Raw genomic sequence first — 13,595 nt, 5'->3', positions numbered from 1 at the left:
AATCTCATTACTCCTCAGCGGAAGGAGAACTAGACTCCGGGTTTTCACCGGCTAGACTATTCCGGGCAGCGCCCGTAACTTGGATATCGGGGCGGATACTATCCGCCTCGATTTCACTTATTACTCCTTTCTGTGCAAGCCGCTTGGCAATCAACTTATAATAGCCTTCCATATTCTCCTTTAACTGTCCGCCTTCTGCAAAAGAGCTGCGGAAATGCTTGGGCTTCGGGATAATGGAAGCCAGGAAAATACTTTCTTCCGTGTTCAGTTGTGAAGGGCGTTTATTGAAATAATAAGCAGAAGCTTCCTGAATACCATAAACGAGCGGTCCCCATTCAACAATGTTCAGATATACTTCGTACATGCGTTCTTTAGAAGTTAATCTTTCATTTTCTATTAGCCATACAATCAATGCCTCTTCCAATTTACGTGCAAAGTTCTTATTACGGTTCAGGAATACATTCTTTACGAGTTGCATGGTGATCGTGCTTCCTCCACGAGCAAAACGTTTCACTTGTAGGTCGTAAATCAATGCTTCCCGTAGGGCGTCGGGCAGGAAACCGTGATGGTAAAAGAATGCTCCGTCTTCACTTTGCATAACGGACATTCTTAGGATGGGGGAAATGCTATCCAATGGTGTAAAGTGTGCGCACGAAGGGCCAATAGGAAAAGTCCGTACCGGTATTCCGTTCTCATAAGCTGTATAAATGAACTCTCCGGACATTTTGGAGAGTGAAGTGGCTCCATAGCTTGTGATGCGGAAATCTTTCTCTTTCAGTTCGGATTCCAGTTTGAGACTATCCAGTTGTGCAAAATCAATATCTAATAGAAAATGATAGGCCAACTCGCCACTTGTCTTGATGCCTTCCAGATTGCTGAATAATCCTTTGGGGAGAGAGCTGAACAGATCATCTGCCGGAAACCAGGATTTGTTGACCGCAGCAGTGAAATGCCAGTTTCCTTTCTCTTTCTCGGCTCGCAAATAAGGATGAAACTGGAGTTTGTTGAAATCAACAATGGTCGTACTATCCAGTTCGAGTGAGTGCCCGCTTATGTTCATCTCGTAACAGAGTTGTCCACGATCAAGATGAATTACTTCAGGAGAGAGGGCTTTATGAAATACGTCAAGTCCGTTCACTCTCGCTTTTCCTTTGAGGAGCAGTTGATTGGATGCACGCTTATCTTTAGTCATATTATAAGATAGGGTGTCGAAAGTGACTTCTGCTCCAAAACGGCGGGTTATATAAGGTAGTGAGATTTTTCTTTTTTCCGGGGCAAAGAGAGATGCTTTTAATGTATAGTCTCTTCTGTTTAGTTCGCCGGTCGCTTCCCATAGTTGTTGAGGAAGTGTATCTTCTTTTATCTGAATGGTTGATTGGAAATGATTGTTCTCAATAATAAAAGAAGGAATGTTGACTGCAACGAAATTACTATCTTTACGTTCGGTTATATTGATTTGACTGAGTTGGCCGTTTTCAGGCAGGAAACCGTAAATGAGGTTTAATATCCGGTCAATACGGTTGGCATAGTCACTTTCTATGACAGGTTGGGGTTCTGCTTCTTGTTGCCGTTTAAAGAACAGGAAATCGTAGTTAGCTATGCTATCATGCTTGATGAAGTTGATTGCCAGGCCATTCATAAGCACATTCCGTACTTCGATTTCTCCTTTTAGTAATTCCCAAAAACTTAGTTTTACATTGACGGATTGTAATGTCAGGAGGGTATCCCGTTGGTTGGGAACAATAGAAAGTCCTTGTAAAGCCACTTCATTGCAGCCTTTCATTCGTAACTCCTGATAATGAATTTGTAGACCGTATGTTTGTTCGGCACGTGTAGTTCGTTTGTCAACGATATGGCATAAAATGACATTGCGGAATGCAAAGAGACAAATAAGGCTGGTAAGCAAGATACCGGTAGCCGATAGAATGATAATTCTTTTTTTGCTGGACGTTTCCATCTTCTTTTTCTTGATATGATAATCGCTGCAAAGGTAGATAATAATTCGGGCAACAAGCGGAGTATTTTCCCATTTTTAGAGTTATATTCATCAGTAGAAAGAAGAAAATACAAAAAAAGGCGCTTTATTTGCAATATTAATCTTTTGTTAAGGTCTGTATTAATCTTTTCGTTTACTCGTTAATGTTACTTTTACGCTCAAAACCAATACTTTTGAAATTATGATGCGAATGAACAAACCGATGACTACTGCAATGTTTTGCATGGCATTATTGCTTGGAGGACTCTCATCTTGTACCACAAATGATGTGGAAGATATACAGGGAGATGGTGAACAAGACCTTTATGAAATTAAGGATCGTGCGTTGGGAGAATACCTTGTTTATAACTGTAGCCGTACAGACGAAAACAAGCTTCCTTATGAAATGGCTGTTGCGGAAAATGGCAAATTCTATCTGAACACCCAAAAAGCCGCTACCGTGGAAAACCTCTATCTGGTAAAAAACGATGCGCAGATATCTAAATTGGAGAGTGCAGGGTTGGCTACGGCTGCAGTGAAAATTGTAGATATGGACGGTTTGCAGTTCTTTACCGCTCTAAAGACATTGAAGATCACCTCCAATTCAGTGGAACGTATGGACCTGACCGCATTGACCCAACTTGAAACGGTTGAGATGAACAACAACTGCGTTGCAACACTGGACTTATCACAGAACACTAAACTCGTTCGCTTTCGTTATGGTGGGAACACTACTACCGATACGTCTACCAAACTTTCGACAATTAGCTTCGCAAATAATAATGTGATAGAACATATTTATTTAAAGAAACAGAATCTTCAGGAGAATGGGTTTACTCTTCCTTCAAACTATTCAGCATTGAAAGAACTTGATTTGAGTAATAACCCGGCTGCTCCTTTTGCTATTCCGGAGGATTTAATGAACCAATTGACTACTGCTGTCGGAGTGGTGGCTGACTCTGAAGGAGGAGGCGATGAAGACGGTGAATTGTTCACGATCCCGGATCAGGCTTTTGGAGAGTATCTTTATTATCTATCGACAACAGCTGGCAAGTTGCCACAAGGACTTGTTGTGAAAGAGGGAAATGAATATCAATTGGATAAGACAATTGCAGCTACTGTCACTTCTATGAATGTCAATAAAATGAAGGACACGATTACTGAATTACAAGCTGCTGGTTTAACAACTGCGGAAACTTTGATAAGTTCTGCAGATGGATTACAGTTCTTTACAGGATTGGTTGAATTTACAGCTACCTCAAATAAGTTTACCGAGGCACTTCCGATTACTGGACTTAGCAATTTGGAAGTCTTGCAAGTGAACACAGCAGGAGTTAGTTCATTGGATTTGAGTGGTAACCCCAAATTACGTGTTCTGAACTGTAATGGTAGTACGAAAAGTGGATATGGCACGTTGTCGTCTATTAATCTTTCATATACATCCAATCTGGAGACTCTTAATCTGAAAAATAATAAACTGGAGGCAATCAATGTGACGAATCTGGTTAAGCTAACAGAACTCGACTTAAGTGGTAATCCTGGTGCAAATTTCAAGATTCCGGCAGGAATATTTAATAATTTGACTACTACTAAAAATAAAGGCGTAGAAGCTGAATAATTCAAATAAAGGATACTATGATGATATATATAGGTGCATTTATAGCCTTACAGGTAATTGTATTGGTGGCTTATTGGCTAATGAAAAAGAATAATCCGCAGGGAGTATTGATGGTAGCCGGAATTCTGATGTTGGCACTTAGTATGCTGCTTGGTATGCATTCGCTAAGTCTGACTGAAACAACGGGGACGCCAGTTTTCGATCTCTTCCGGATTATCAAAGAAACTTTTTCATCGAATATGCTTCGTGTCGGTTTGATGATTATGACTATTGGAGGTTATGTAGCTTACATGAAAAAGATAAAGGCTAGTGATGCATTGGTATATGTGTCTATGCAACCGCTGGCCATATTCAAGAAATTTCCTTATATCGCTGCTTCCATTGTCATTCCTATCGGGCAAATGCTTTTCATTTGCACACCGAGCGCAACGGGACTTGGACTGTTGCTGGTCGCTTCTATCTTTCCTATTTTGGTAGGCTTGGGAGTGAGTCGTTTGACGGCAGTATCTGTTATTTCTGCTTGTACCATTTTTGATATGGGCCCCGGTTCGGCCAATACTGCCCGGGCGGCGGAACTTGTCGGTCAAAATAATATGCTGTACTTTGTTGAACACCAGCTTCCGCTGGCCATTCCGCTTACTATTTTGCTAATGATTGTTTACTATCTCACCAATCGTTATTTTGACCGCAAGGATCGCCAGTCTGGACGTACACAGCCTGAAATGGTGGATACGAAAGATTTCAAGGTAGATATTCCTTTGATTTATGCGATTTTGCCAGTGTTGCCATTGTTCCTGTTAATCATATTCTCGAAGTATGTACACTTGTTCGATCCTCCGATCGAGTTGGATACCACTACGGCAATGTTCGTCTCTCTGGCAGTTTCCATGTTGTTCGAGTTGATACGGCTTCGTTCCTTTAAAGCGGTTTTTGTGACTATGAAATCATTCTGGGAAGGGATGGGTAAGGTATTTACCAATGTGGTGACACTGATTGTTGCAGCAGAAATCTTCTCTAAGGGATTAATTAGTCTTGGCTTCATTGATGCGTTGGTTGAAGGATGCACCAGCCTGGGATTCTCTGGAACTTTGGTTTCTATTGTCATTATCCTGATTCTTTTCCTGGCTGCCATCCTGATGGGAAGTGGCAATGCTTCTTTCTTCTCGTTTGGCCCGCTGGTTCCGTCAATCGCTACCAAAGTCGGTATGGCACCCGTAGATATGATATTGCCTATGCAATTAGCATCGAGCATGGGACGGGCGGCGTCACCTATTGCCGGTGTGATTATTGCTATCTCGGAGATCGCTGGTGTATCGGCTACCGATTTGGCCAAACGCAATATCATTCCGCTGACAATCACACTGATTGCCATGATAGTTATTCACTTTTTTATTTAACAAGTAATACTGATTATGATGTTCAAACTGATTCAAAATATACATCTTTATGCTCCTGAAGACAAGGGGATGAACGACCTGCTTATTTGTGGTGAAAAAATTGCTTGTATCGCACCCCATATCGATATTCGTGGAATAGAAGTAGAAGTGATCGATGGAGCAGGCATGAATGCTGCTCCCGGCTGTATCGACCAACACGTACATATCATTGGCGGAGGCGGACAAACCGGATATTTCTCTCTGGCTCCTGAAGTGCCGCTTAGCCGTTTACTGGCTTGTGGAACGACTACGGTAGTCGGACTATTGGGAACCGATGGCTTCGTGAAGCAATTACCGGCACTTTATGCTAAAACAAAAGCACTATGCATGGACGGTATATCAGCTTATATGCTTACCGGCTACTATGGACTTCCCACTCCTACATTGACAGATTGTATTGCCAATGATTTGATTTTCATTGATAAAGTGATCGGCTGTAAGATAGCTATAAGCGATGACCGTAGTTCCTATCCTACCAAAAGTGAGCTGATGCGTATCATTCAGCAAGTACGTCTGGGGGGCTTTACTTCTGCCAAGGGCGGAGTGATGCATGTGCATTTGGGAGCTTTATCCGGAGGCATTGATCTGTTGCTTGAGATAGCGCGGGAATATCCTTCATTAATCAGCTATATTTCTCCTACCCACATGGGACGTACGCACGATCTGTTCTTGCAAGGAATTGAATTTGCCCGTATGGGGGGAATGATCGATATTTCCACAGGCGGAACGAAATATTGCGAACCCTATGAAAGTGTATTGGAGGGATTGAATGCCGGAGTATCTATTGATCGTATGACTTTCTCATCGGATGGTAATGCCGGTGTGCGTCGTAAAGACCCGGTTACCGGGGAAGACAGTTATACTGTGGCACCCTTACATCGAAATCTGGAACAGGTAATCCGGTTGATAGTGGATGGAGGTATTGCCCCTTCGGATGCTTTCCGCCTGATAACAACGAATCCTGCCCGTACAATGAAACTGAAAGGAAAAGGAGAACTCCGGGAAGGATGGGATGCGGATATAACGCTATTTGATGATAAATGGAAATTGCAGGGTGTCTACGCCCGTGGTGCGGAAATGATGCATGAAGGCATCGTGATACGTAAGGGAAATTTTGAAATGTAATACTAAAACAACATGGATATGAAAAAATATCTATTATTCCTGATAGGGCTATTCTTGTTCCTTCCGGTAATGGCGCAGACAGACGAAGGTAGTGATGACGCCGAAATAGTGGAAGCCAGCGATGAAAGTTTATCAGATATCGACAACAAGGTAGTTCTCCATCGCTATAAAATGGGGGATGGCTTAAGACTCACAACACAGGGCGGCAATAAGCTGGTTATTAGCGGAATGGTACAAACCTCGGTAGAAAGCCGTCGCTTTGAAGATGTGGATCAGATGTACAACCGCTTCCGTGTGCGACGTGCCCGTGTGCGTTTTGATGGAAGTGTCTATCATGATAAATTGCGTTTCCGCTTGGGACTCGACTTGGTGAAAGGTAGTGAGACAGACGATGATTCCGGTTCCTTATTGATGGATGCTTATGCAGCCTATCGCCCTTGGGGTTCTAAACTGGTCGTTTCGTTTGGGCAGCGTTCCACTCCTACGGATAACTACGAATTACAGATGAGTTCCCACACTTTACAGTTTGGCGAACGTAGTAAGATCACTTCTGCATTTAGCACGATTCGTGAACTGGGAGTCTTTGCCGAAAGTTCTTTCCGGGTAGGCAGCAAAGGTCTTCTACGTCCTGCTATTGCCATCACTGACGGTTCCGGTCCGATTTCGGAAGGAAAACGTTATGGTGGATTAAAGTATGGCGGCCGACTGAATTATCTTCCTTTTGGAGCTTTCCGTTCGATGGGAGGCAGCAGAGAAGGGGATATGGCTTACGAACTGACTCCGAAGTTAAGTGTGGGTGTTGCTTATAGCTATGCGGACGGCACATCCGACCGTCGTGGCGGCCGTAGTAACGGGGATATTCTTTATATGAATGACCGTGATGAAATAGATCTTCCCGATTATGCTAAATTAGTGGCAGACTTTGCCTTTAAGTATCGCGGATTTTCCATGTTGGGAGAATATGCGAAGACCTGGGGATATGTTCCTTCTTCTATTACGAAACGGGTAAGAAACGATGGCACCACCGCTACTACCTTTGACGTGAACGGAGAGCAGAATGTAGAAGCTTATATCAAAAATAGAATGATGTTGGGGCAAGGGTTTAATATTCAGGCAGGATATATGCTTCGCAGTCTTTGGAGTTTTGACTTGCGTTATACATACCTTAAGCCGGACGAATATTCATATATGAATAATAATCTGTATTTCAACAGACATAACTTTTATGATTTTAGTGTCTCCAAATATCTGACACGTAATTATGCTGCCAAAATACAATTAACTGTCGGACTGGCCCGTAGCAATGGTGAAAACCGTACTCCCGACAGTACATACACCTATAATGGTAATGAGTGGATAGGAAACCTATTGTTCCAATTTAAATTCTGATGAAGCTATGAAACGAATATTATTAATACTCTGTCTTTTATTATCCGGTCTTCCATTCTATGCTCAACAGACCGGAAAGGTGACGGCGAAGTTCTTCCCCGATCCACAGGTCGACATGGATACACCGGCATTTGCCAAGAAGCATGGTTTCACCACTTATCGTGAGTTGATGACGTTCTTGCATGATTTGGCTACCGCTCATCCGGAATGGGTGAAACTTCAAATTGTAGGTCGTACTCAGCGTGGACGTGAAATACCTATGATAAAGGTGAGCAAAGGAGGAAGTGATAAGTTACGTGTCCTCTATACAGGATGTGTACATGGAAATGAACCGGCTGGTACGGAAGGACTTCTATATTTTATGAAGCAACTGACCTGTGATCCTCAACTGTCTGCCCTGCTTGATAAGATGGATTTCTATATCCTGCCTTCGGTAAATATTGACGGAAGCGAACAGGGAGAACGGCTCACTGCCAATGGTATAGACCTGAACCGTGACCAGACTCTTTTGTCAACCCCGGAAGCACGCACTTTACAACGGGTTGCTCTGACAGTCAAACCTCATTTGTTTATCGATTTCCATGAATACAAACCGCTTCGTGCCTCTTACGAAGAAGTGACCGACGGGCTTCTGGTTACCAATCCTAACGACTTTATGTTTTTGTGGAGTAGCAACCCGAATGTATCTCCCGCATTACGTGCTGTTGTAGACGATTTTTATGTGCCTGAAGCTAGTCGTATGGCTGATGCGGAAGGACTGACACATCATACCTATTTTACTACTAAAAGTAATCGTGGAGAAATTATATTCAATATCGGCGGTTCCTCTCCCCGCTCTTCCACTAATATCATGGCATTGCGTGGAGCTATTTCAATGTTGATGGAAGTACGTGGTGTCGGCTTGGGACGCACTTCTTATAAACGTAGGGTATATACTGTTTATAAATTGGCAGAGTCATTTGCCCGTACTACTTTTGAGCATGAAGATCAAATACGAAAAGCTGTAGATGAATCTGCTCATTATAATGGTGATATTGCCGTGACTTTCCGTTCGAAACCCGCTTCCGACTATCCGTTGAATTTTATCGATATGCTAGCCTGTAAAGAGATAACTGTGCCTGTTGAGGCCCGTATCGCTCCCGAATCGGAAGTTGTACTGACCCGCGAACGCCCTGTTGCCTATTATCTGGACGCCAACCAAAATCGTGCTGTGGAAATATTGCAGCATTATGGGGTTGAACTGGAACGGCTGGAATCTCCTGAAACGGTTGAACTGGAGTGTTACACTGTTACAAAAGCAGTAGAAAGCCATGATTTGGTAGCCGGTATTTTACCGTTGAATGTGGTAACAAATACCAGTAACCGTACGATTACTCTTCCGGCCGGCAGCTATCGTATTCCCATGTCCCAACCTTTGGCCACCCTTGTGACAGTATTGCTGGAACCGGAATCAGCCAATGGTTTCGTCAACTACCGCGTGATTGATGCTGCAGTAAACAATACGCTGGGCGTCTATCGTAAAATGAAATAGATTAATTAATGACGATAAATAGAATACAAGATATGAAAAAGATAATAATAGGAGTTTTCTCCTTGATTTTGGCTACAGGTATGTATGCTCAGACAATTGGAAACGAGGCATTTCCGCAACTGAAAGATGGTTTGCTTGACTTGAACTTGAGAACACCCGGTCAGAAACTGCGTTTTGGCGGTTATCTCCAGGGATCAGGTTATTATACGGACATAAAGAACGCAGAGTCGGAATATGGATTTGATATTGAACATGCTTATTTAAGTCTGGAAAGTTCGTTCCTGAATGAGAAACTGGGATTCTTTTTACAGGCAGATTTTGCAGATTCCTACCCTTTGTTGGATGCATGGGTTTCGTATGCTCCCTGGAAACAGTTGAAAATCAGTGCCGGACAGAAACAGACTTTTACCAATACCCGGCAGATGATGATGCTCGATCAGGGACTTGCTTTTGGTGAACATTCATTGATGGATCGTACTTTCTCCCGTACAGGCCGTGAGTTGGGATTATTTGTTGAAAGCCGCTTGTCACTTGGCAAACTCGGATTCGATTTGGGCGCTGCTGTTACTTCCGGTGACGGACGCAATTCATTTGGTTCATCAAGCACTGACCCTGATTTGGGTGGGTTGAAATATGGCGGACGTGTCACTGTTTATCCGTTGGGCTTCTTTACGAGCGGTAATGAAATGGTCTTTAATGATTTTATTCGTGAGAAATCTCCCAAATTGGCTATCGGTGCGGCCTATAGTTATAATGTCGGTGCCAGTAATATGGTAGGTGAGGGACATAATGATTTTCAGATGTATGATAAAGAAGGTGCTGCGGATTATCCCGACTATCGTAAGTTGTCTGCCGATTTACTCTTCAAGTGGAATGGTTTCTCCTTGTTGGCAGAGTATGTCAATGCAACAGCGAACGGTTTGAACGGGCTTTATGTAGAAAAGGATGAAGGTGCAAAATTGAAACCGCATCAGATAGCTAATTATCTGGCTTTGGGAAATGGATTCAATGTGCAGGCTGGGTATCTTTTCCGTAAATTATGGGCACTTGATATTGCTTACAGTAAAGTGAAACCCGAGTGGAAGGAGACTGAACAGAGTGTTTTGCGCGAGGCGGATAACATCACTTTCGGAGCATCGAAATATTTCAATAATAATACGTTCAAGCTACAGCTGGCAGGTTCATATACCTCATACAATCAGTTAGTGGGGGCAGGATCTAAGGAATTTCAGGTTAAGTTGAATCTTCATATTCTCTTTTGATAATGATGCGTGTAGCAAACTTATTGATTTTAATCATTGCCATATTGATGACGAGTTGTTTTAAAGACGACGAATCGGAATCTTTGGGAGAAACCTCCGGGTTTCTTCCGGGAGACGGTATCGTGACATATTCCGGATATGCGCCTTTGGCCGACCGGCCTGTCCGCATACATTTTCATATCCCTGTCAACGGGGATATGAAAAAAATGCCGGTGTTGTTTGTATTTCCCGGATTAGAAAGAAATGCCGATGATTATTTGAATGCATGGCGCGCAGAAGCATCCAACAGGGAGGTAATGGTATTTGTGTTTGAGTTTCCTACGGAGACTTACTCTACTGCACAGTATATCGAAGGAGGTATGTTTCAGGGAAATACGTTGCTTGATCGTTCAGAATGGACATTCTCACTTATTGAGTCCGTTTTTGATACTGTCCGGAAAGATACCGGTTCTTCGCGGAATAAATATGATGTGTGGGGACATTCTGCCGGAGCGCAGTTCGTGCACCGGTATGTGACGTTTATGCCTGATACCCGTGTTGATAGGGCGGTAAGTGCCAATGCGGGTTGGTATACATTGCCCGATGTGGATGTTGCTTATCCTTATGGCTTGAAAAATACGGATGTCGCAACTACTTCCCGGGTGGCATCGTTGTTTGCCCGTAAATTGATTGTTCATTTGGGCACGGCAGATACGGATCGTAACGGATTGAACACTTCAGCAGGTGCCGAAGCACAAGGGGCAAACAGGTATCAGCGTGGTAAGTATTATTTTTCAGAGGCGAAGCGTATCAGTACCAAAGACGGTTGTTCATTGAACTGGGACAAGTATGAGGTGGCAGGTGTTGCACATGAGTATGCTAAGATGGCGGCAGCCGGAGCAAAAATACTCTATTAAGTAAGACTAAAATTTTGAGCCATCGGTTAAATAGCTTATTTTTGTTGACCTATTTATCAGACAGGTATTTAAAATGTTTCTATCGGCATCGTACATACAAGGATTGTATTCTTTAGGGCAAAAGATTATGCTATTGATATTCTGCCTCTCTTTTACTGTATCCGTACGTGCTGTACGTCCCGCAGAAGAGATTAAGAGAGTGAAGGCAGATCAGATACTTGATACGAAACAGTTTAATTATCTGGATAAAGGGAGCATTATCACATTGCAGATTGTGCTTCCCGAGCAGGATAAAGTGGTGTTTGAGTCGCTGATGCGCATTGAAAGTACAGATAAAGAATTATATAATCTGATTCTTTCCCGTTCTCCGCAGGCAGGTACTGAACTTCTGTGGGTGTGTAATTCAGAGGTTGAGAAAGTGCGGATAGGCTCTCCAAAAGATTCAATCCGGACTGATACCATGTCAGTAGGCTTTTCGGTTCGTTTCCCGGCAGATTCGGTTTATATATCCGCAAATGAACATTCTTATGCATTTTCGTCGCATGGCATTCGCTCGGACCGGGGGTATCGATTTCATATTCTGGGTGATAAACGTTCCCATTTGAAGTTGGTGGAGGGGCATGCTGAATTGTTGTCGATTGGAAAGGAGGAGCAACATCTGTCCGCCTGGTACTGGATTTTATTGATTATTGTGGTGGATATGATTGTGTTCCTGGGAATGCATTGGCGGCGTAGGCGTCAGAAGAGATTGAAGGCAAGCAACCGGATTGAGATACTCACCTCATTTGGCGATGAAGGAGAAAGGGTTAAGTTACCCCGGTATAATGCCGTTTACCTGTTTGGCGGATTGCAGGTTTTTGACCGTAATGGTGAGGAAGTCTCGCAACGTTTTTCTCCACTTCTGCGTGAGCTGTTTGTTTTGTTGATTTTGCGGTCGGCGGAGAATGGAATATCGTCGGAAGAACTCACGACTATGTTGTGGTTTGATAAAGATGATGTAAGTGCCAAAAATAACCGGGCAGTAAATCTTTCTAAGTTGCGTGTGTTGGTAGAATCTGTTGGTGGTTGCACTATCTCCAAGATTTCGGGTAACTGGCGGGTGCAATTTGATAAAACAGCTTTTGTGGATTACTATGAATGTCTTCCGGAACGGATTCGTCCCGATAGCCTGACAACCGAACGAATTAAAATCATAGCAGCACTAACAGCTAAAGGCGGCTTGCTGAATGAGTGTGACTATCTGTGGCTCGATACTTTTAAAAGCCGGATAGCAGACAGCCTGATTGAATCTTTATTAAAGTATGCCACTTTATTAGATGAGCATGAAGCTTATGATACCAAATTATTAATATCCGATATTATCTTCCGGTTCGATTCCGTGAATGAAGCGGCTCTTAGACTCAAATGTGCCACTTATGTATCTATGCGTAAGCAATATATGGCTAAGACTACTTATGAACATTTCTGCAGGGAATATAAATCACTGTATGACGAACCTTTTGAGCATTCTTTTAATAGCATTATTAGTCAGTAAATTATTTCCTTATTTGTTCGTTTCTTAATGGGTTGTTCGCTTTTGAGCGTACAACTGTTCGTTTTCGTACACCGTTCTGTTTTATGATTTCCTTGATTATTAGCTAGTTATCGTTTTGGCACGCTCGTTGCATCTCTATAGTCGCAAGCGGGCAACGAAGAAAAATGAAAAAAACTTCAGAAGGTTGCAACCGTTTGAGACGCTTGATCCGTCTAATAAACAGAAGAACAAAAACAGAATGTTGAACAAATAAAAAATATACAATTATGAAGACTACAGTATTATTCAGAATGATCGTTTTAGTTGCTATGGTATTTGCAGGAATCGCTAATACAACAGTGAAGGCACAGGGTAATAACTTCATTACTAATGAAGAAAGAGTAGATGATCTTGTAGTATCGAAAGTGATTTACAGACTCGATGGTTCTCTCTATCGCCACATGAAATATGATTTTACCTATGACGATCAGAAGAGAATGTCTTCCAAAGAAGCTTTCAAATGGGATGCTTCTACTGAAAAATGGATACCGTACTTCAAAATTGATTATACTTATTCATCTAATGAAATCACTTTGGTATATGCACGCTGGAATGACTCTCACAGAGCTTACGACGCATCTGTTGAAAAGAGCGTTTATGAACTGAACGACGCTAATATGCCGGTTGCTTATATGAACTATAAGTGGAATGATAAATGGATTGAAGAATCCGCTGCTAGCTGGGCTATGAATGTATCTACTCCGGCAACTAATGAAGCAACTCTGCTGACTGCCAGCAGATAAAAATAAATCGGAGTTGTGAAACTCCTTCTCTCTCTTTTAATTTAACT

10 protein-coding genes are annotated in these 13,595 nt (G+C 42.6%); 9 read left to right on the top strand and 1 reads right to left on the bottom strand.

The window, feature by feature from the left end:
* Positions 1-7: 7 nt before the first annotated feature.
* The gene (locus H8796_RS02385) at positions 8-1,957 is read right to left on the bottom strand and encodes a transglycosylase domain-containing protein (protein ID WP_117936754.1); all 1,950 of its coding nucleotides are present in this window, start codon (positions 1,955-1,957) and stop codon (positions 8-10) included.
* Positions 1,958-2,177: 220 nt separating this feature from the next.
* Here H8796_RS02385 and H8796_RS02380 point away from each other — a divergent pair, with 220 nt between their 5' ends.
* The 9 genes from H8796_RS02380 (at position 2,178) to H8796_RS02340 (ending at position 13,548) form a co-directional block, all read left to right on the top strand.
* On the top strand, positions 2,178-3,593 hold the full coding sequence (locus H8796_RS02380; protein WP_117936752.1) for a leucine Rich Repeat: 1,416 nt from the start codon (positions 2,178-2,180) through the stop codon (positions 3,591-3,593).
* Between the two features lie 20 nt (positions 3,594-3,613).
* Positions 3,614-4,990, top strand: a complete 1,377-nt coding sequence (gene dcuC, locus H8796_RS02375) for a C4-dicarboxylate transporter DcuC (protein WP_009000166.1) — start codon at positions 3,614-3,616, stop codon at positions 4,988-4,990.
* A gap of 18 nt (positions 4,991-5,008) precedes the next feature.
* Positions 5,009-6,154 (top strand): beta-aspartyl-peptidase, encoded by a 1,146-nt coding sequence (iadA, locus tag H8796_RS02370; protein WP_117936782.1) that lies wholly within the window; start codon positions 5,009-5,011, stop codon positions 6,152-6,154.
* An 18-nt stretch (positions 6,155-6,172) separates the two neighbouring features.
* On the top strand, positions 6,173-7,543 hold the full coding sequence (locus H8796_RS02365; protein ID WP_117936780.1) for a porin: 1,371 nt from the start codon (positions 6,173-6,175) through the stop codon (positions 7,541-7,543).
* A 7-nt stretch (positions 7,544-7,550) separates the two neighbouring features.
* Positions 7,551-9,074: a M14 family metallocarboxypeptidase gene (locus H8796_RS02360; protein ID WP_117936750.1), complete on the top strand. Its 1,524-nt coding sequence runs from the start codon at positions 7,551-7,553 to the stop codon at positions 9,072-9,074.
* Between the two features lie 32 nt (positions 9,075-9,106).
* Positions 9,107-10,336, top strand: a complete 1,230-nt coding sequence (locus H8796_RS02355) for a porin (RefSeq protein WP_117936748.1) — start codon at positions 9,107-9,109, stop codon at positions 10,334-10,336.
* 2 nt (positions 10,337-10,338) lie between these two features.
* Positions 10,339-11,232, top strand: coding sequence for a hypothetical protein (locus H8796_RS02350; RefSeq protein WP_117936746.1), 894 nt, complete (start codon positions 10,339-10,341; stop codon positions 11,230-11,232).
* Positions 11,233-11,359: 127 nt separating this feature from the next.
* Positions 11,360-12,766 carry a hypothetical protein gene (locus H8796_RS02345; RefSeq protein ID WP_233530322.1) on the top strand — a complete coding sequence of 469 codons (1,407 nt, stop codon included), beginning with the start codon at positions 11,360-11,362 and terminating at the stop codon, positions 12,764-12,766.
* Positions 12,767-13,032: 266 nt separating this feature from the next.
* A complete protein-coding gene (locus H8796_RS02340; protein ID WP_009000159.1) occupies positions 13,033-13,548 on the top strand; it encodes a DUF3836 domain-containing protein in 516 nt (171 codons plus the stop codon).
* Positions 13,549-13,595: the final 47 nt, after the last annotated feature.

The organism is Bacteroides sp. M10, from assembly GCF_014334015.1.
GTDB lineage: Bacteria > Bacteroidota > Bacteroidia > Bacteroidales > Bacteroidaceae > Bacteroides > Bacteroides intestinigallinarum.
This window is presented reverse-complemented; position numbering and strand designations above follow the sequence as displayed.

Coding starts and splice junctions, on each gene's coding strand:
- H8796_RS02385 (WP_117936754.1), bottom strand. CDS start 1,957: ATGGAAACGTCCAGCAAAAAAAGAATTATCATTCTATCGGCTACCGGT.
- H8796_RS02380 (WP_117936752.1), top strand. CDS start 2,178: ATGATGCGAATGAACAAACCGATGACTACTGCAATGTTTTGCATGGCA.
- dcuC (WP_009000166.1), top strand. CDS start 3,614: ATGATATATATAGGTGCATTTATAGCCTTACAGGTAATTGTATTGGTG.
- iadA (WP_117936782.1), top strand. CDS start 5,009: ATGTTCAAACTGATTCAAAATATACATCTTTATGCTCCTGAAGACAAG.
- H8796_RS02365 (WP_117936780.1), top strand. CDS start 6,173: ATGAAAAAATATCTATTATTCCTGATAGGGCTATTCTTGTTCCTTCCG.
- H8796_RS02360 (WP_117936750.1), top strand. CDS start 7,551: ATGAAACGAATATTATTAATACTCTGTCTTTTATTATCCGGTCTTCCA.
- H8796_RS02355 (WP_117936748.1), top strand. CDS start 9,107: ATGAAAAAGATAATAATAGGAGTTTTCTCCTTGATTTTGGCTACAGGT.
- H8796_RS02350 (WP_117936746.1), top strand. CDS start 10,339: ATGATGCGTGTAGCAAACTTATTGATTTTAATCATTGCCATATTGATG.
- H8796_RS02345 (WP_233530322.1), top strand. CDS start 11,360: ATGCTATTGATATTCTGCCTCTCTTTTACTGTATCCGTACGTGCTGTA.
- H8796_RS02340 (WP_009000159.1), top strand. CDS start 13,033: ATGAAGACTACAGTATTATTCAGAATGATCGTTTTAGTTGCTATGGTA.